General features: G+C 75.7%; 14 protein-coding genes. 10 read left to right on the forward strand and 4 right to left on the reverse strand.

Going from position 1 to position 19430, the window contains the following annotated elements:
- The first annotated feature begins 572 nt into the window (after positions 1-572).
- Complete coding sequence (locus ACFYMU_RS17975; RefSeq protein WP_388373834.1) at positions 573-989, forward strand: cobalamin B12-binding domain-containing protein; 417 nt, start codon at positions 573-575, stop codon at positions 987-989.
- Between the two features lie 324 nt (positions 990-1313).
- Here the strand turns inward: ACFYMU_RS17975 and ACFYMU_RS17980 are convergent, their stop codons facing one another.
- Both ACFYMU_RS17980 and ACFYMU_RS17985 read right to left on the reverse strand, forming a co-directional pair.
- Positions 1314-2933, reverse strand: coding sequence for a DUF5691 domain-containing protein (locus ACFYMU_RS17980; protein WP_388373835.1), 1620 nt, complete (start codon positions 2931-2933; stop codon positions 1314-1316).
- A gap of 124 nt (positions 2934-3057) precedes the next feature.
- Positions 3058-4410, reverse strand: a complete 1353-nt coding sequence (locus ACFYMU_RS17985; RefSeq protein ID WP_388373837.1) for an SWIM zinc finger family protein — start codon at positions 4408-4410, stop codon at positions 3058-3060.
- A gap of 134 nt (positions 4411-4544) precedes the next feature.
- On the opposite strand from ACFYMU_RS17985, the gene ACFYMU_RS17990 reads away from it, so the two are divergent.
- From ACFYMU_RS17990 to sucD, 8 genes are all read left to right on the forward strand, one after another.
- Positions 4545-5774, forward strand: a complete 1230-nt coding sequence (locus tag ACFYMU_RS17990; RefSeq protein ID WP_388373839.1) for an AAA family ATPase — start codon at positions 4545-4547, stop codon at positions 5772-5774.
- Positions 5775-5916: 142 nt separating this feature from the next.
- A complete protein-coding gene (locus tag ACFYMU_RS17995) occupies positions 5917-8316 on the forward strand; it encodes a DUF5682 family protein (protein WP_388373841.1) in 2400 nt (799 codons plus the stop codon).
- The gene (locus ACFYMU_RS18000) at positions 8313-9509 is read left to right on the forward strand and encodes a VWA domain-containing protein (protein ID WP_388373843.1); all 1197 of its coding nucleotides are present in this window, start codon (positions 8313-8315) and stop codon (positions 9507-9509) included. The genes ACFYMU_RS17995 and ACFYMU_RS18000 overlap by 4 nt, the downstream gene beginning before the upstream one ends.
- Before the next feature lie 211 nt (positions 9510-9720).
- A complete protein-coding gene (locus tag ACFYMU_RS18005; protein WP_388373845.1) occupies positions 9721-10854 on the forward strand; it encodes a hypothetical protein in 1134 nt (377 codons plus the stop codon).
- Positions 10855-11150: 296 nt separating this feature from the next.
- Entirely contained in the window at positions 11151-12182 is a 1032-nt protein-coding gene (locus tag ACFYMU_RS18010; protein WP_388373847.1) for a hypothetical protein, read from the forward strand.
- Positions 12155-12751, forward strand: coding sequence for a hypothetical protein (locus ACFYMU_RS18015; protein WP_388373848.1), 597 nt, complete (start codon positions 12155-12157; stop codon positions 12749-12751). The genes ACFYMU_RS18010 and ACFYMU_RS18015 overlap by 28 nt, the downstream gene beginning before the upstream one ends.
- A 475-nt stretch (positions 12752-13226) precedes the next feature.
- A complete protein-coding gene (gene sucC, locus ACFYMU_RS18020; protein WP_388373850.1) occupies positions 13227-14408 on the forward strand; it encodes an ADP-forming succinate--CoA ligase subunit beta in 1182 nt (393 codons plus the stop codon).
- A 20-nt stretch (positions 14409-14428) separates the two neighbouring features.
- Positions 14429-15313, forward strand: coding sequence for a succinate--CoA ligase subunit alpha (gene sucD / locus ACFYMU_RS18025; protein ID WP_388373852.1), 885 nt, complete (start codon positions 14429-14431; stop codon positions 15311-15313).
- A gap of 68 nt (positions 15314-15381) precedes the next feature.
- On the opposite strand, the gene ACFYMU_RS18030 is transcribed toward sucD, so the two are convergent.
- The gene (locus ACFYMU_RS18030) at positions 15382-16395 is read right to left on the reverse strand and encodes a helix-turn-helix domain-containing protein (protein ID WP_388373854.1); all 1014 of its coding nucleotides are present in this window, start codon (positions 16393-16395) and stop codon (positions 15382-15384) included.
- 96 nt (positions 16396-16491) lie between these two features.
- Between ACFYMU_RS18030 and ACFYMU_RS18035 the strand changes: the two genes are divergently transcribed.
- A complete protein-coding gene (locus ACFYMU_RS18035; protein WP_388373856.1) occupies positions 16492-18507 on the forward strand; it encodes a DUF6350 family protein in 2016 nt (671 codons plus the stop codon).
- 34 nt (positions 18508-18541) lie between these two features.
- Here ACFYMU_RS18035 and ACFYMU_RS18040 read toward each other — a convergent pair whose 3' ends face one another.
- A complete protein-coding gene (locus tag ACFYMU_RS18040) occupies positions 18542-19354 on the reverse strand; it encodes a hypothetical protein (RefSeq protein WP_388373858.1) in 813 nt (270 codons plus the stop codon).
- Positions 19355-19430 lie beyond the last annotated feature (76 nt).

Here is a 19430-nt window from a genome sequence, read left to right on the forward strand (position 1 = left end):
CGGTGTGTGGGCGCCTGTGACGCGACGGGAGCCTTGTCGTCATGATGACGTCGTCCCTGGCGTCGTTGTGGCTCGATCCCCGTCCTCCTCGTACGGGTCCTGATCCCGCAGTCGTGCCCTTTGCATGTCTTTCGCCGACGAACCCCACCATCGGGGCGCCGGCCGACGCGGCGATGGTGCGGCTGCCTGGTGGCGGCTCTCCTTGCGCACGGTCCACTCCGCCCGGGGCGCCCGAGCCGCTGGTCACGGCGGCCCGCGTGCCGCGGGAGGGGGACCCTGCGCGGCGAATGTGTCCCACTGTGTGATTTCCCCCTCGGTCTCCACCGTGAAACTGCCTGGTGCGAGATGCTGGCGATAACGTTCGTTCATTTCCCGGGTCGATGCGGCGCGGGGCGCCTGTGCCGTAAGCCCTGCGGCGCACGTGGTCCGTGCGGGCCGAGCCGTCCGTGCGGCCTGCGGGCCCCTCGGCGCGGAGTGTGCCGGCCGTGCGGTGCGCCTGCCTGCGGGTGCGGTCGTGTGGCGGCGGGTGGTACGTCGGTACAGGGTGGAGTAGTCGCTTCATGGAGGCAGTGATGGGTGTGGCAGCCGGTCCGATCCGCGTGGTGGTCGCCAAGCCGGGGCTCGACGGCCACGATCGCGGGGCCAAGGTGATCGCGCGGGCGCTGCGCGACGCGGGGATGGAGGTCATCTACACCGGCCTCCACCAGACGCCGGAGCAGATCGTCGACACGGCGATCCAGGAGGACGCCGACGCGATCGGGCTGTCGATCCTCTCCGGTGCGCACAACACGCTGTTCGCCGCGGTGATCGACCTGCTCGAGCAGCGCGACGCGGAGGACATCCTGGTCTTCGGCGGCGGCATCATCCCCGAGGCGGACATCGCGCCGCTGAAGGAGAAGGGTGTCGCGGAGATCTTCACCCCCGGGGCGACCACCGCGTCGATCGTGGACTGGGTGCGGGCGAACGTACGCCAGCCGGCGCAGGCGTAGCGACGGGCTCGGGCGGGGCGGGCCGCCTCGCCCGGCGGCGGTTCCCCGACTGGAGCGGGGGCGGGCCGACGCTCTCGGAGCGGGGCAGGGACGCCCTTGCCTCTCCCGGGCGAGGGCGTCCCTGCCCCGCGGCGACGCGGTCCGGAGGGGTCCGCTCCGACGCGGGCCGGAGGCGGCGGAGCCCCGGCGCGCACCCCGGCATGGCGTGCCGGTGGGGGAGCCGCGGGCGCATCCGGCACGGGCTGCCGGTGGCGGAGCCCCGGGGCGCGTCCCGGTGAGGGGTGCCCCAGGCCCGGACCGGGCCCGACCGGACCGCGCCCCGTCTCACGGCTCCCCCAGTTCCTCCCGCATCGTCGCGCGCAGCCGCAGCGTGGTGGTCAGGCGCTGGAACGCCTCGGCCCAGTAGCCGCCCGCCCCCGGTGAGGTGTCCTCCGTCTCGTCCGGTATCGCCGTCAGAGCATCCAGACGGCTCGCCTCGACGGGATCGAGGCAGCGCTCCGCGAGTCCCATCACTCCGCTGAAGCTCCACGGATAACTTCCCGCGTCCCGTGCGATGTCGAGCGCGTCCACGACCGACCGCCCGAGCGGCGCCGACCAGGGGACCGCGCACACCCCGAGGAGCTGGAACGCCTCCGACAGACCGTGCGTGGCGATGAACCCCGCGACCCACTCGGCCCGTTCCTCCGCGTCCAGCATCGACAGCAGCTTCGCCCGCTCGGCCAGCGACACCGCGCCCGGGCCCCCCGCCTCCGGCGCCGACGGCGGTCCGAGCAGGGCCCGCGACCAGCGGGGATCCCGCTGCCGTACCGCCGCCCGGCACCATGCCGCGTGCAGTTCGTCCCGCCAGTCGTCCGCCACCGGCAGCGCGACGATCTCCTCCGGCGTGCGCCCCCCGAGCCGGGCCGTCCACGACCCCAGCGGCGCCGCCTCCACCAACTGACCCAGCCACCACGAGCGTTCGCCGCGCCCGGCGGGAGGCTTCGGCACCACCCCGTCGCGCTCCATGCCCGGGTCGCACTCGTGCGGCGCCTCCACCGCGATCGTCGGTTCGCCCCCCGTACGGTCGACCGCGACACAGGCCGCCGCCCGTGCTGCCATCCGCCCGGCCAGGGCCGAACCCGGCAGCGCCGACAGCAGTTCCGCCGCCGTCGCCCGCACATTGCGGCTGCGGTCGGAGAGCGCCTGTTCCAGGAAGGGCTCGTCCGAGGTCTCCAGGCCCGTGCGGAGCGAATCGAGGAACATCAGGCGGTCCTCGGCCCGCTCCGTCGTCCAGGTGGTGGCCAGCAGTTCACGGGCGAGGGCGGGCTGTCGCGAGCGGAGCCCGCCGAGCAGGGCCACCCGCTCCGCGAACAGACCTTCCTGCCACAGGCGTCGGATGCGGTCCGTGTCTTGCGGGGGCGGCAGTTCGGAGCCGCCGCCGGGCACGGACCGCAGGGCAAAGCGCCAGTCGGGATTCAGACGGGCCAGCCACAGGGCGCGCGGGCCGGCGAAGGCCAGGGCCGTCGGCCGCAGATCCGTGCGCCCGCGGGCTGCGTCCAGCAGCGCCGGCAGCATCTCCGGGGGCGCCGCGAAGCCGCGCTCATTGGCCAGGGACAGCCACTGCGGCAGCAGCTCCATCAGGTCGGGTGCCGTTCCCCGGCGGCCGCCGCCGGTGCCGGGGCGGTCGGACAGCAGCATGGCCAGCCTGCGGACCGCGGCGGGCGGCAGCGACGGCCGCGGGTCGGCCGCCGCGGGCTCGAGCCGTGCCCCGGCCGGTGCCGGGGTCAGCCCCGCCCGGCGGCGCACGGTCTCCACCGCGGCCAGGTCCAGCAGAGCCGTCGGCGCATCCCGGCCCGGCGGCAGCCACGGCGGGGTACGCCGGTCGGTGCCCAGCAGGGCAACGGTCACGAGCTCCTCCCACGGCGCGGCGTGGGGAGTGTCCGGCGAAGTCGGTGCGGCACTCATGTCAGACCCCTCGTCAGATGCCTCGCCGGATCCCTGGTCAGGTCCCCCATGCCACGTCCTTCCTGGTCCTTCCTGGTCCTTCCTGCAGATCCCTTCCGGGGGAGCGGAGTCGCCCGCGGCGGCGTCAGCACAGCGGGACCGCCTCTCCCGCCCCCTCGGGCCAGGCCGTGAGCGGGTGGAAGCCGCGGTGGCCGCACTCGCCGAAGACCGTGACCGGGGCACCGCCCGACAGGGCGACCAGGCGCCACAGGCCCGGGCGGGCGGCCGCGGCCGGCGTCAGCGGCAGGGCCGTGCCGCCGTCCGCGTCCGCCAGCTGCCAGCCCTCCTCGACCGGCGTCGGTACCACCCGGCCCAGCGTCACCGGGAACGAGTCCAGCCAGGGATCGGCCCTCAGCGCCTCCCCGTAGCGCGCCGCCGCCCGGGCGGCGGTCACGACCGGCGGCCGTACCGCGGCCGGCGCGGGGGGCGTGAACCGCTCGCCCAGGGCGGCCCGCAGCTGTCCGGCCCCCGGATATGCGGACACCTCCGCCTCCAGGGCCAGCCCCACCGGCAGCGCCAGCTCGGGCGCGCGCCCGGCAGCCCCGTAGGAGAGGAGCAGCACCGTGCGGTCCGAGTCCGCCCCGTACAGCCAGATCCGCCGTGTCGTGAGCCGGCTGTCCGAGGTGTCGTACTGCGCGAGGACCAGCCAGCGGTCGCGGAGGGGCGGGCCGTCCGCCGAGCCGGGCAGGCCGACCCGCGAGCGGACCGTGGCAGCCAGGCCGTCGGGCAGCCGATCCCGGCGCAGCCAGCCCTGGTCCAGAAGGTGCACCAGCGCGCACTCCTCCAGCAGGCGCACCGGCCACCCCGGCCCCGACGACGGGAGCGCCCCCAGCTCCCGCACCCGCGCGGCCAGTCCCGGGGCCTGCGCGTCGACCATGCGGGCGGCCGTCTCCTCCCACAGCCCGTACCCCGCCTGCTCGGCCGCGGCCAGGCCGCCGCGCAGCAGATCGGTCAGCCGCTGCTCCAGCTCCGTCGCCCCCGCGGTGATCCGCTCGGCCCGCCGCTCCGCCCTGCGCCGGGCCGCCTCGGGGTCCGCGGAACCGCCGGAGTGCGAGCCGCCCGCCGCCCGGCTGTCCTGCGTACGCCGTCTGCGCCCCTCGATCCACTGCTCCGCCCAGTCCGGCGCCTGCCCCGGGGGCACCGAGTCGTCCCCGCCCGCCCAGAGCAACAGCAGCCCCAGCGCGTGCTTGCACGGGAACTTGCGGCTCGGACAACTGCACTTGTACGCAGGCCCCGTCACGTCCGCGATGTCGACGACCGTCTGATACGGCTTGCCGCCGCTGCCCTTGCACAGCCCCCACACCGTCCCCTCGCCGGAACTGCCCGCCTCCGACCACGGCCCGGCCGCGCCGAGTTTGCTGCCCGCTTTGCGCGACGCGGCGTCAGGCGCCAGTGCCAGCACCTGGTCCGTCGTCCAGCGCACCCCCTGCTGAGTCATGTCGTCGACGGTAGGTCCCGGCACTGACAATCGCCGTGGGCAGCGGCGTCTGCGCAGGTCGGAGCGCATTGTCAGTGGTGTGGTGCACGGTTGGTGGCAGATCCGAACCGGCCGAGCTGGAGGGGGACCTGGCCATGCGTGTGTCCATCGATCCGAAGCCCGTGGGACCGAGCCCGAGCGAGTCCGCGCCCGCGAACGGGGGCGGCCCAGCAGATGCGGTCGGGCCGGTGTCCGCACCCGTGCGCACGCCCACGGAAGGCAGGGTGCCGGGGGAGGAGAACGCGGCGGAGCCGCTGCGGCCGCACGCCGAGGACGCGTTCGCGTCCGAGCTCGCCGCGCTGGCCGAGCAGGACGACCGGCCCCGCCCGGCCCGCTGGAAGCTGTCGCCGTGGGCCGTGGCCACGTATCTGCTGGGCGGCACGCTGCCGGACGGCACGATGATCACACCGAAGTACGTGGGGCCGCGCCGCATCGTCGAGGTGGCCGTCACCACCCTCGCCACCGACCGCGCGCTGCTGCTGCTCGGCGTGCCCGGCACGGCGAAGACCTGGGTGTCGGAGCATCTGGCGGCGGCCATCAGCGGCGACTCCACCCTGCTCGTCCAGGGCACGGCGGGGACCCCGGAGGAGGCGATCCGCTACGGGTGGAACTACGCGCAACTGCTCGCGCACGGCCCCAGCCGCGACGCGCTGGTGCCCAGCCCCGTCATGCGCGCGATGTCCGAGGGGATGGTCGCCCGGGTCGAGGAGCTGACCCGTATCCCGGCCGACGTCCAGGACACGCTGATCACGATCCTGTCGGAGAAGACGCTGCCGATACCGGAGCTGGGGCAGGAGGTGCAGGGGGTCCGCGGCTTCAACCTGATCGCGACGGCCAACGACCGCGACCGCGGTGTCAACGACCTGTCGAGCGCCCTGCGCCGCCGTTTCAACACGGTGGTGCTGCCGCTCCCGGAGAGCCCCGAGGCCGAGGTCGACATCGTCTCCCGCCGCGTCGAGCAGATCGGCCGCTCGCTCGACCTGCCGGCCGTCCCCGACGGCATCGACGAGATCCGACGTGTCGTCACGGTCTTCCGTGAGCTGCGCGGCGGTGTCACGACCGACGGCCGCACGAAGCTGAAGTCGCCCAGCGGCACGCTGTCCACGGCGGAGGCCATCTCCGTGGTCACCAACGGGCTCGCGCTCGCCGCCCACTTCGGGGACGGGGTGCTGCGCGCGAGCGATGTCGCCGCGGGCATCCTCGGGGCCGTCGTCCGCGATCCGGCGGCCGACCGCGTCATCTGGCAGGAGTACCTGGAGGCGGTGGTCCGCGAGCGTGACGGCTGGACGGACTTCTACCGCGCGTGCCGGGAGGTGTCCGCATGAACGACTCCGGCTCCGCCACGGGACGTCCCGGGCGCGGGGGCGCGGTGAGCGGAGCGAGGACGCCCGCTGCCGGGGGCCGGGGCGGCACGGGGAAGGACGGGGCACGACGAGCCGGGGCGGCTCCGGTGGCGAGGGGGACGGTGTGACGGGCGTCGACGGGCCGTCGGGCTGGGCGGCCGGCGAGGGGCCGCTGTTGTTGGGGGTGCGGCACCACGGACCGGGGTCCGCGCGAGCCGTGCGGGCCGCCCTGGAGGAGGCGCGGCCGCGGGCCGTGCTGATCGAGGGGCCACCGGAGGCGGACACCCTGATCCCGCTCGCGGCGGACCGTGAGATGCGGCCGCCGGTGGCGCTGCTCGCGCACGCCGTGGACGAGCCCGGCCGGTCGGCCTTCTGGCCGCTGGCCGAGTTCTCCCCGGAGTGGGTGGCGATCCGCTGGGCCCTGGAACAGGGCGTTCCGGCCCGATTCGTCGATCTCCCGGCGACGCACACGCTGGCCTGGGAGCGGGAGGAGCCGGCTTCGGCGGACGACGTGCCCGGGGACGCCGAGCCGGCCGCGGAGCGGGAAGCGTCCGGTCCGCCCGGGAGCCCCGACGGCACCGTCCGGATCGACCCTTTGGCCGTGCTCGCCGAGACCGCCGGCTACGACGATCCGGAGCGCTGGTGGGAGGACGTCGTCGAGCACCGGGGCGCGGGCAGGGGCGACGCGCTCGCGCCGTTCGCCGTGCTGGAGGAGGCGATGACCGCGCTGCGGGAGGAGTTCGGCACCGGGGGACACCGGCGGGACCTCGTGCGGGAGGCGTACATGCGACTCCAACTGCGATCGGCCCAGCGGGAGTTCGGCCGTGAGGTGGCCGTGGTGTGCGGGGCCTGGCATGTGCCCGCGCTGCGGCAGCGGACCGCCGTCACGGCCGACCGCGCCCTGCTGAAGGGGCTGCCCAAGGTGAAGACCGACATGACCTGGGTGCCCTGGACCCATCGGAGGCTGGCCCGGGCCAGTGGCTACGGCGCGGGGATCGACTCGCCCGGCTGGTACGGGCATCTGTTCGGGGCGCCCGACCGGCCCGTGGAGCGGTGGATGACCAAGGTCGCCGGGCTGCTCCGCGAGGAGGACAGGATCGTGTCGTCCGCCCATGTCATCGAGGCGGTGCGGCTCGCCGGCACGCTGGCGGTGCTGCGCGGGCGCCCGCTGCCGGGGCTGTCCGAGACCACCGACGCGGTGCGGGCGGTGATGTGCGAGGGCTCGGACGTGCCGCTGGCGCTGGTGCGCGACCGGCTGGTGGTCGGGGACGTCCTGGGCGAGGTGCCGGCGGCGGCCCCCGCCGTCCCCCTGCAGCGTGACCTCGCCCGGCTCCAGAAGCGGCTGCGCCTCAAACCGGAACCGCTGGAGAGGGAGTTGGAGCTGGACCTGCGCAAGGACACCGACGCCGGGCGCAGCCGGCTGCTCCACCGGCTGTGCCTCCTCGGCATCGGCTGGGGCGAACCCGCGGCCTCGCGCGGCAGCACGGGCACGTTCCGCGAGACCTGGCGGCTGCGCTGGGAGCCGGAGCTGGCGGTGCGGGTCGCGGAGGCGGGGGTGTGGGGGACGACCGTGCTCGCCGCCGCGACCGCCAAGGCCGAGGCCGACGCGGCCGCCGCGCAGGCGCTCGCCGACATCACGGCGCTCGCCGAGCGCTGTCTGCTGGCGGAGCTGCCGGACGCGCTGCCCGTGGTGATGCGGGTCCTCGCCGACCGCGCCGCCCTCGACACCGACGTCGGTCATCTCGCCCAGGCCCTGCCCGCCCTGGTCCGCTCCCTGCGCTACGGAGACGTGCGCGGCACGGACACCGGGGCACTGGCGGACGTCGCGGCGGGACTCGCCGAGCGTGTCTTCGTCGGACTGCCACCGGCCTGCGCCGCACTCGACACGGAGGCCGCCGAGGAGATGCGCCGCCATGTGGACGCGGTGCACGGGGCGGTGGGCCTGCTCGGGGAGACGGACGCGGCGGCCCGCGGCGGCATACGCGGGCGGTGGCGTTCCGTCCTGCGGGTGCTGTCCCTGCGGGAGACCGTGCCGGGTGTCGTCCGCGGCCGTGCGGTACGGCTGCTCCTGGACGAGGGGGAGCTGGCGCAGGACGAGGCGGCCCGGCTCATGGGGCTCGTGCTGTCACCGGGCACGGCGCCGGCGGACGCGGCCGCGTGGATCGAGGGGTTCGTCGGCGGCGGCTCCGGCGGGGGGATGCTGCTCGTGCACGACGAGCGGCTGCTCGGGCTGGTGGACGCGTGGCTGACCGGGGTGCCGGCGGAGGCGTTCACCGACGTCCTGCCGCTGTTGCGGCGCACGTTCTCGGCGTACGAGCCGGGAGTGCGGCGCACACTCGGCGAGTTGGTGCGACGCGGGCCGGGCGCGCGGGGCGGCGCGGGGGCCGGGTCGGGCGTTCCGGGCTTCGCGTCCGGTCTCGACGCCGGGCGGGCGGACGCGGTGGTGCCGGTGCTGCGCCTGCTGCTCGGGCTGGACGAGCCCGGCGGCAGTGATGTCAACGACCTTGTGGGGGTGACCCGATGAGCACGCACACGACCAGCCGCGACGACGCCGGCTCCGCGGACACGGGGGCCGCCGCCGACGAGCGGCTGCGGCGCTGGCGGCTGGTGCTCGGCGGCGACACCGCGGACGGCACCGGATACGGGCTGACCGGGCAGGACGCGGCGATGGACGGGGCGCTGACCGCGCTGTACGGGAACGGGGACAAACCGCAGCGGGGGCGGGACCGTTCGGCGGGGCTCGGGGCGTCCGCGCCGTCCGTCGCGCGCTGGCTCGGCGACATCCGGACCTACTTCCCCTCGTCCGTCGTCCAGGTCATGCAGCGGGACGCCATCGACCGGCTCGGATTGTCCACCCTGCTGCTCGAACCGGAGATGCTCGAGGCGGTCGAGGCGGACGTGCACCTGGTCGGCACGCTGCTGTCGCTGAACAAGGCGATGCCGGAGACCACCAAGGAGACGGCCCGGGCCGTGGTGCGCACCGTGGTCGAGGACCTGGAGAAGCGGCTCGCCACCCGTACCCGGGCGACCCTCACCGGTGCCCTCGACCGCAGTGCCCGCGTCAGCCGGCCCCGTCACCACGACATCGACTGGAACCGCACGATCGCGGCCAACCTCAAGCACTACCTGCCGGAGTACCGCACGGTCGTACCGGAGCGGCTGATCGGGTACGGGCGGGCGTCGCAGTCCGTGAAGAAGGAGGTCGTCCTCTGCATCGACCAGTCGGGGTCGATGGCGGCATCGGTGGTGTACGCGTCCGTGTTCGGGGCGGTCCTCGCGTCCATGCGGTCCATCGCCACCCGCCTCGTCGTCTTCGACACGGCCGTGGTGGACCTCACCGACCAGCTCGACGACCCGGTCGACGTCCTGTTCGGCACCCAGCTCGGCGGGGGGACGGACATCAACAGGGCGCTGGCGTACTGCCAGTCGCAGATCACCCGGCCCGCGGACACGGTCGTGGTCCTCATCAGCGATCTGTACGAGGGAGGGATACGGGACGAGATGCTCAAGCGGGTGGCGGCGATGAAGGCGTCGGGGGTGCAGTTCGTGGCACTGCTCGCGCTCTCCGACGAGGGAGCGCCCGCCTACGACCGCGAACACGCGGCGGCGCTGGCGGCGCTGGGCGCACCGGCGTTCGCGTGCACGCCCGACCTGTTCCCGGACGTGATGGCGGCGGCGATCGAGAGGCGGCCGCTGCCGATACCGGAGGGCGTGTGACGTCCGGCAACGGGCAGTGAACCCGCCAAGAGGGACACCCATTGACGCGGCAGGGAGGCCAGGGGGCGAAACCGACATGACTACCCATCGGTAACAGGGGGCTTGCGCAACCGCGGGAGGGCCGTGCGAGGATCGACGGCGCTTCGCCATCGACGGTGCGTCGCGTTCGCCACGCACCGCCGCGTCCCGCCGCACGGAGGCTCTCCCCGTCGTGACCCCGCCCAGCGCACTTCCGCCCGCCGGCCCCGCACTGCGCACGATGCGCACGGCGGCCGGGCGGCGTGCGCTGCATCTGGCCCTGCTGGTGGGTGGGTTGCTGGCCCTGGGGCTCCTCTGCGGGGAGCGGGCGCAGGCGGCGGACGGAGCACCGCCGGCCCCGACGACCTCCGTCGCCCCGATGACCGCGGGCACCCCGGCAGACGCCGTACGGGCAGTCGTGGACACGGTCGGGCGGACCGGACGGTCCCTCGGTGCCGCGGCAGGACGGGCGGTCACCGCCCCGTCCTCGCCTCTGGGCCGCCTCGCCCCCGCCGCCGACGCCGGGCACGCGTCTGACGGCCGACTCCCGCGGCCGGGCTCCGGCCCGCGGCCCGCGCGCCCCTCCGGCGCGCTCGCCACCGAGCCGGGCACCGCGCCCGCCACGCGCCCCTCCGCTCCCGTGACCCGGTCCGTGCCGACAGGGCCGGGCACCCCCGCCGGCGATCCCGTCACCTCGGTGACGGGCACGCTTCCCGCCGTCTTCGACAGCGTCAGCCAAGCCGTGCGGCCCGTCACCGACGGACTCGTACGGCCGGTCGCCGACACCGTCGTCCGGCCCGTCGGGGACCTTCTGCAGACGGTGACCGGCGGGCTGGCGGACGCGCCGGCGCCGTGGCCGCCGCTGTCGTCGCTTCCGTCCCTGCCCGGCCTTCCGTCCGTGCCCGGTCTGCCGGAACTGCCGGAACTGCCGGGGCCGTCGACCGGTCCCGGGCACACCCTGCCCGTACCGGCGATGCCGCAGCAGCCGGGGGGCGGCACGGCGCAGCGGGACACGGTGGAGCACCGGCACGGCGGCGACCACGGGCCGCGGGCCACCGGGGCCGTCGTGACGGCGGGGCAACAGGCGCACCGGGCCCTCCACCTCGGGCGGTCCGCACATCTGCCACGGCATCAGGCGCCCGGCGGCGAGCCGACGGGTGCGCTCGACGGTCAGCCGGCCACCGACGGCGGCGCGCCGCGGCACGACGGGCACGCCGTCGCGGGCAGCCGCCGGGCGCCGTTGCGGCTGGTGCCCGGAGCCACCGCGGTCGTCACCGCGGACGGGACCCGGGACAGGCACCGGGACATCCTCGAGTTCCCCGGCTAGGGCGGTAGCTCCTCCCCGCGCGATCTGACGCGCGGGACGGAACAGGTCTGCCCGCCGTCCGGACACCCCTCCGGTCCCCGGATCCTCCGGACGGCAGCCGCCGACCCCGAGCCGCCGCAGCCGGACCGCATCCGTGACCGCCGGTTCTCCTGAGAACCGCCGGAACTCCACGGATCCATCGGCCCCGGACCGGCCACCGGCCACCGGCCACCAGCCACCGGCCACCGGCCACCGGTCGCGGAACTCGGCATCGGCACCTCCCGAACTTCCGGATTCTCCGAAGGATCTGACGCAGCATGAACAAGAACATCCGCCGCTCCATCGTCATAGCCGCCGGTGTCACCGGCGCATGGGCGCTCGGCTCCGCCGTCGCCAGCGCGGACGAGCTTCCGGCGACGTCCGTGTCGACGCCCGACGCGGGCCTCGGCACCGCCGACACGGTCGGCGCGGTCACCGACACGGTGGGCGGTGTCGTCGCCGACGTCCAGGACACCGTTTCCGGCGTCACGGCCACCACGGTCACGGCGCGCTCCGCCGCCGCGGAGGCCGCGCGGGCCACGGACGCCACCGACGCCGCGAGCACTCCCGTGCACACGGCCGCGACCGCGACCGCGAGGAGTGGGGCCCGGTCGGCGGCGTCCACCGCCGACCGGGCCCGCGGGTACGTCGACGCCGACGTGGCGGGCTCGCACCGGGCGCACGCCGACGGCGCCGAGGGCGCCGCGCACACCGCCGCGTCCGGGGCCGCCGCGACCGCGGAGCACGCCAGGGGCGCCGCCGGGACCGTCGTCTCCGGCGCGACCGCCCCGCAGGACGAGATCGACTACCTCTTCGGCCCCCTCGCGGCCTTCGCCCCCGAACTGGAGCAGGCGCTCGCCGCCGCGCAGACCAGGCTCCAGGGACTGCGGACCGCCGCGCACGCCCGGGCGCAGGGCGTCGACGGGGCGGTCCGTACGACGGCGCAGCGCACGGTCGCGGGCGCGGGCCGCACCGCGACCGGTGTGACCGGTGCGGCCGGTGCCGCGCGGCAGACGGTCGCCGGGGCGGAGGGCCGGGCCGCGGAGGCGAAGGCCGCCGCCGCTGCGGGTGTCTCCGCCGTCCCGGCCCATGTCACGGGCGCGGTCACGGGAGCGAGGCAGCGGGCCGTCGGAACGGTCACCGGGGTGCCCGGCACGGTCACGCCGGTGGTCGGCGAGACGGCCGCCGCGGTCGTGCCGCCGGTCGCCGGCCCGGTCGTCGACGGCACGCCGTCGGCCACGCGTCCACGACGGTGCACGGGGCCGCGGCCGACGTGGGGCCGATGGCGTACGGCGCGGCCGGGGAGGTGACCCGGGACGGGGCCTCGTCCGTGCTGCCGCCGGTGGCCGGGAGCGCCGTCCACGGTGTCGTGCCGGTCGCCGGGCAGGCCGTCGGGGACACGACGCGGCTGGCGTACGGCGTGGCGGGTGAGGTACGGCCGTTCGCGGACGGCGTCGTCGGCGGGGTCGCGCCGTTCGCCGAGGGGGTCGCCGGCGGCGCGACGCACCTGGCGTACGGCGTGGCGGGCGAGGCGGGGCCCTTCGCGTACGGCGTGGCCGGCTCGGTGCGACCGGTCGTGCGGACCGTGGAGGACGCGGTGCGGCCCGTCGTGCAGGGCGTAGTGGGCAGCACCGCGGACCTGGCGTACGGCGTGACCGGTGAGGTGCGGCCGTTCGCGGGGGGCGTCGGGGGCGAGGCCGGCTCGTTCGCACAGGAGTCCACGGGCCGGGTCGCGCCGTTCGCCGGGGACCTGACCGGGACCGTGCGGTCGGCCGGCGGCGCCCTGGCGGGCCACGCGGTGACCGGGGTGCAGGGCGTCGCCGGGTCCGCCGCCCCGGGGCATCTGCCGCAGGGCCCTTACCGGCCGTACTCCGTCTGAGCCACCGGGTGCCGCAGGGCGGCGCGCCCGGGCGCGCCGCCCTGCGGCACCCCGACCGACTCCGCGGGGCCGGGGCCGGGCGGCCGAACACCGTCGGCCCGCCCGACCGCAACCCCGCGGACAGGACGGATGGCCCCATTGGGGTGGGGCCCATCCGTCCTACGCCCCTGCGGGGGCGGCACAAGGGGTCCCACCGGGCCAACCCCAACCCGGTGGGACCCTGCCACCCGCGCTCCGCCGACGCGGCCCGGCGCTCCTCCGCACGTGTGACAGGTATCACCGCTCAGGTGTGATCTGCGATTTAGGGCCCCACGGCGAGCGGCGATAACCTGCGAGACGGACCTGCCGCGCGCTCGGACACCGTGTGCGCTCCCCTTGTGACACAGAGCGTGACACAGAGCGGACGTCACGTTGCCCTTCGCGGCACGCCCACGCATCCAACGAACCGCGAGATCACTGATAGGGACGGAAGCGCGTGGACCTGTTCGAGTACCAGGCGAGGGACCTCTTCGCCAAGCACGGTGTACCGGTGCTGGCCGGTGAAGTCATCGACACGCCTGAGGCGGCGCGCGAGATCACCGAGCGACTGGGCGGCAAGTCGGTCGTCAAGGCGCAGGTGAAGGTCGGTGGCCGCGGCAAGGCCGGCGGTGTGAAGCTGGCAGCCACCCCGGACGAGGCGGTCGCCCGCGCGACGGACATCCTCGGCATGGACATCAAGGGCCACACGGTCCACAAGGTGATGATCGCCGAGACCGCCCCGGAGATCCTGGAGGAGTACTACGTCTCCTTCCTCCTGGACCGCGCCAACCGCACCTTCCTCTCCATCGCGTCCGTCGAAGGCGGCATGGAGATCGAGGAGGTGGCGGCCACCCGCCCCGAGGCCGTCGCCAAGATCGCCATCGACGCCATCGACGGAGTCGACCGGGCCAAGGCCGAGGAGATCGTCGCCGCGGCCAAGTTCCCGGCCGAGGTCGCCGGCCAGGTCGCCGACGTCCTCGTCAGGCTGTGGGAGGTCTTCATCAAGGAGGACGCCCTCCTGGTCGAGGTCAACCCGCTGGCCAAGGTCGCCTCTGGTGACGTCATCGCCCTCGACGGCAAGGTGTCCCTGGACGACAACGCCGAGTTCCGCCACCCGGACTTCGAGGAGTTCCACGACCGGGCGGCCGCCAACCCGCTCGAGGCGGCGGCCAAGGAGAAGAACCTCAACTACGTCAAGCTCGACGGCGAGGTCGGCATCATCGGCAACGGCGCCGGCCTGGTCATGTCGACCCTGGACGTCGTCGCGTACGCCGGTGAGGCCCACAAGGGCGTCAAGCCGGCCAACTTCCTCGACATCGGCGGCGGTGCCTCTGCCGAGGTCATGGCCAACGGCCTCGAGATCATCCTCGGCGACCCGGACGTCAAGTCCGTGTTCGTCAACGTCTTCGGCGGCATCACCGCCTGCGACGCCGTCGCCAACGGCATCGTGCAGGCCCTGGAGCTCCTCAAGAGCAAGGGCGAAGAGGTCAACAAGCCGCTGGTCGTGCGTCTCGACGGCAACAACGCCGAGCTGGGCCGCAAGATCCTGACGGACGCCAACCACCCGCTGGTCCAGCAGGTGGACACCATGGACGGCGCGGCCGACAAGGCCGCCGAGCTGGCTGCTGCCGCGAAGTAAGGGACGAGGTCAACACACCCATGGCTATTTTCCTCACCAAGGAATCCAAGGTCATCGTCCAGGGCATGACCGGCTCCGAGGGTCAGAAGCACACCCGCCGCATGCTGGCCTCCGGCACGAACATCGTCGGTGGCGTGAACCCGCGCAAGGCGGGCCAGACCGTCGACTTCGACGGCACCGACGTACCGGTCTTCGGCAGCGTCAAGGACGCCATCGACAAGACCGGCGCCGACGTGACGGTCATCTTCGTCCCGGAGAAGTTCACCAAGGACGCGGTCATCGAGGCCATCGACGCCGAGATCCCGCTCGCGGTCGTCATCACCGAGGGCGTCGCGGTGCACGACACGGCCGCCTTCTGGGCGTACGCCGGCAAGAAGGGCAACAAGACCCGCATCATCGGCCCGAACTGCCCCGGCATGATCACCCCCGGCCAGTCGAACGCGGGCATCATCCCGGCCGACATCACCAAGCCGGGCCGCATCGGTCTGGTCTCGAAGTCCGGCACGCTGACGTACCAGATGATGTACGAGCTGCGCGACATCGGCTTCTCCTCCTGCGTCGGCATCGGCGGCGACCCGATCATCGGCACCACCCACATCGACGCGCTCAAGGCGTTCCAGGACGACCCCGACACCGACCTGATCGTCATGATCGGTGAGATCGGCGGCGACGCCGAGGAGCGGGCCGCGGCCTTCATCAAGGAGAACGTGACCAAGCCGGTCGTCGGCTACGTCGCGGGCTTCACCGCGCCCGAGGGCAAGACCATGGGTCACGCGGGCGCCATCGTCTCCGGTTCGTCGGGCACCGCCCAGGCGAAGAAGGAGGCGCTGGAGGCGGCCGGCGTCAAGGTCGGCAAGACGCCGACGGAGACGGCGAAGCTGGCCCGGGAGATCCTGGCCGGCTGACGCGCCGACAGGCTCGAACACGCGGACGGGCCCGCACCCCGGCGAGGGGTGCGGGCCCGTCCGCGTGCTCAGCGGGCCTCCGGGGCCACGCGCGTGGGGCCGCTCTGCGCCTGTGCCCTCAGCCTCGCCCGCAGGTGCAGCTGCTCGGCGGAGAGCGGGCCCTGGGCGGCCCGTGCCGGGATGTCGCGGACGGCGGTTCCCCGCGGCACCGGTGCCTCGTAGTGGTCCGGGGCCGTGGCCAGGGTCAGCGCGCTCGCGGCGACGACCGTGCCGGTGAGGGCCACCGCGGCGCCGGTCCACCGGCGGCTGAGGCGTTCGCCGTCGGCCCGGACCGAGGCCGGCCCGGCGGGCCCGAGGCGTTCCGGCGGGGCCGGCCGGGCCAGCCTGCGGTGGAGCGTCTCCGGATCCGCGAGTTCCGGCGCGACCGCGGCCACCGCCCGGCGGGCGCGCAGCAGCCGGGCGGCCGCGGCCGGGGTGCTCGCCTCGGTCTCGGCCGCGGTGTCCGGCAGGCCGAGGCCGACGCCGTCGTGCAGCACGAGCGTGCGCCGGTGGACCGGCGGAAGGCCGAGGAGCGCATGCAGCAGCAGGCGGTCGGAGGGGTCCGCGGGCGGCGGCTCGGGCCGGCGGTAGCGACGGCGGAAGCGGTGCCAGGGCGAGAGCGCGCAGTCGTGCGCCAGCGCGCGCACCCAGCCCGCCGGATCGGGGTCCACGGCCACTTCGGGCCAGCGCTGCCAGGCGAGCTGGAAGGCCCGCTCGACGGCGTCACGGGCCAGGTCGCGCCGACCGGTGAGCAGGTAGGCCTGCCGTACGAGGGTCGGGGCGCAGAAGGCGTACAGGTCGTCGAAGGCTTGAGGGGCGGTCAGGGGCGGGGCCGGCCTCCCGGTCGCCAACTCCGCGAGGAGTCTCGCGTACTCCCTCCGTCCCGCGCCGCGCGGCACGGTGCGGCCGGTCTCCCAGGCGCACACGGTCTCCGACGGGACACCCAGCCGCTCGGCGACCTGAGCCCGTGTCAGCGACCCGGCTTCGCGCAGGCGTCGGCGCTCCTCGGGGGCCGGCAGCGGGGCGGCGGGGCGTTGCGTCACGGGACCGCCCTCCGGGTGAAGAAGTACATAAACGTATATTGATCGACACAGCGGAACTCCGCCTGTTGCGCGGAGAAAAGGCGTGCCATTGGGAGCATGGCGGTCGTGACGCAATGGACCGATCGTCGAACCACGCCGTCCCTGCGCGCCCGCCTGCGGGACCGGTCGCCCGGACTGGGCGCCGGCCTCCTGGGCGGTGCCGGCGCCGCCGTGCTGGGACTCGGCTCGCTCGCCCTGCTCGCCATGCTGCTGTGGATCAGTTCCCCCTACCCCGACAGCGGACCCGGCGGTGCGCTGCGGGCGGCCGCCGCGCTGTGGCTGCTGGCGCACGGCGTCGTGCTCGTGCGCACCGAGACGCTCTCCGGGGTGCCCGCGCCCGTCGGCGTCACCCCGCTGCTGCTGGTCGTGCTGCCGGTGTGGCTGCTGCACCGGGCGGCGCGCGACGCGACGGACGGGGACGGCGTGGAGGCGGCGGGCGGCACCGCGCCCCTGGTGCCCGCGCGCACGGCGTGGTCCGGCGTGGTGGCCGGCTACCTCGCGGTGGGCGCGGTGGCCACGCTGTACGCCTCGGGCGGGGTGCTGCGGCCGTCGTGGAGGTGGACCGCGGTGTGTCTGCCGCTGGTCGCGCTGGTGGCGGCGGGGACGGGCGTGTGGACGGCGTACGGGCGGCCGTTGGGGCGGGTGCGCCGGATGCTCGACCGGCTGCCCACGGGCCTGCGCCGGGCCGTGACCGCCGGGATGCCGCGCCGGGGCGGACGGGCGTGGCTGCGGGCCTGCGCGCGGGCCGCCCTGGGCGGGACGGCCGTGCTCGTGGGCGGGGGCGCGCTGCTCGTGGGTCTGTCGCTGGGGTGGCACGGGGAGGCGGCGCGGACGTCGTTCCTCCAGCTGACCGAGGGCTGGTCGGGGCGGTGCGCGGTGGCCCTGCTGGCGGTGGCGCTGGTGCCGAACGCGGCGGTGTGGGGGGCGGCGTACGGGCTCGGGCCGGGCTTCCTGCTGGGCGCGGGGCACGTCGCCGGTCCGCTGTCATCGGCGGCGCCCCCGGCGGCGCTGCCGCCGTTTCCCCTGCTGACGGCGGTACCGGCGACCGGCGGCACGCCGCTGTACTGGGCGGTGGGGGCGGTGCCGGTCGCGGCGGGGATGACGGTGGGGTGGTTCGTGGCGGGCGCGGCGTGCCGGCAGCGGGACCGGGACGCGGCGTGGTCGATGGGCCGGACGGCGGGTGCGGTCGTGGTGGCGGCGGCGATGTGCGCCGCGCTGCTGGGCGGGCTCGCGGAGGCGGCGGGCGGGCCGCTGGGGGTGGCGGCGCTGTCCCGGTTCGGGCCGGTGGGCTGGCAGGTGGGCGGCGCGGCGGCCGCATGGACCCTGGTGGTGGGCGCGCCGGTGGCGGGCGTGGTACGGGCATGGCGGCTGCGGGGGCTCCCCCGGCCCGGGCACGGTCGCCGGGAGGAGGGCAAGCCGGAGCGGCGCCGCCGGCGCACCCGGCGATCCCACCCGGTGCCCCTCCCGATGCCGCTCCCGCAACCGCCCGGGAGTTGGCTCCCGCGGCCGAGCGGGCTGCGGACCCCGGAACCCGCCGGGAGCCGCCCCCCGCAGCCGGTCGGCGATGCGCCCCCGGGGCCAGCCGGGGGCGGGGTCCCTGTGCGCACTCCGGACCAGGCCGGGAGCCGGCTTCCGGACCTGACCGGGAGCCTGCCTCCGGGCCCGGTCGGCGGGTCGGCTCCGGGCCCGGTCGGCGGGTCGGCTCCGGAGTCCACCGGGGCGTGGGCCGGGCAACCGACGGGGCGTCGGACCTCGCAGCCGGTCGGCGATGCGCCCCCGGGGCCGGCCGGGGGCTGGGTCCCCGTGCGCACTCCGGACCCGGCCGGGAGCCGGCTTCCGGACCCGGGCGGGAGTCTGCCCCCGGACCTGACCGGGAGCCTGCCCCGGGACCCGGCCGGTGGCCGGGGCTCCGCCTCGCGTGCAGGGGAGGAGGCGGAGGGGCCCGATCCGGAGCCGCCCGAGGCGGGGCGGGCACGGTGGGCCGGACAGGTGCTGCCGGACGAGGCGGATCCCTCTCCGAACGGTTCCGGCCACGGCGGCGGACCGGGCCGCAGGTCCGAGGGCCGGTCGTGAGGAGGACCGGAGCGGGCGGGCGCGGCCGCCCGGCTCAGCCGGTGCCCAGCACCCCGCGCAGGTCCTTCGGCAGCAGGTCGTCGCACGACTGCTTCGCCGCGGTGGTCAGGGCGTCGTTCACGCAGGTGTAGTAGTCGCGGTAGACCAGCTGGGCCGTGAACGTGGCCGCCACCATCGCGACCGCCAGGGAGGCGGTGACCAGGCCGCTGATCGCCGCCGTCGTCTGCGGGCGGCCGGTGGCCGCCGGGGAGTTCGGGTTGCGCGGCCTGGCCCGGAGCGCGCTCGCACCCCAGTACAGCGCCAGCGCGCCCAGCAGCAGGGCCACGTACGGCCAGCTGAAGAGGGCGAAGAAGAAGGCCCACATGCCGGCCAGCAGCGCGTACCGTGCGCGGCGCTGGGACGGGTCCGCGGGGTCCCAGCGCAGTCCCGTGCCGGGGCCGCCGGACCCCTCGGGGCCGCCCTGCCCGCCGGGACGCTCACCGAAGTGGCCGCCCGCCGCGGGGCCCGGCTGCCGGTCGCTCCACTGGCTGCCCCACGGAGAGTGCCCGCCCTCGCCGGAGCCGTCCTGCCCCTGCCCGTGTCCCTGCCCGTGTCCCTGTCCGTGCCCCTGCCCTTGGCCGGGCGCCGGGTGCCGCGGCTGCCACGGCCGGTCCGGCGCGCCCTCGGGCGGCGGCGCGAAGGGGTTGTCGTCCGCGGGCGCCTCGGGGCTCCGCCCGCCCCCCGCGGAGCCACCGCTCGCGGAGTCACCCCTGCTCTCGGGTGCCTCCTCGCTCTCCCGCGGCGGCACGGGCGAAGGGTGCCGCTCGCGCAGCAGCAGCGGAGGGAGTCGGAGACTGCGGTCCGGCATCAGGTGTGCGTCTTCCCCTCGGTGGTTCTGGCGGGCGGCTCGTCCACGGGACCAGCCGCGAGCGGGTGCGCCCGGG

The sequence above is a fragment of the Streptomyces sp. NPDC007264 genome (assembly GCF_042869095.1).
Taxonomy (GTDB): Bacteria; Actinomycetota; Actinomycetes; order Streptomycetales; family Streptomycetaceae; genus Streptomyces.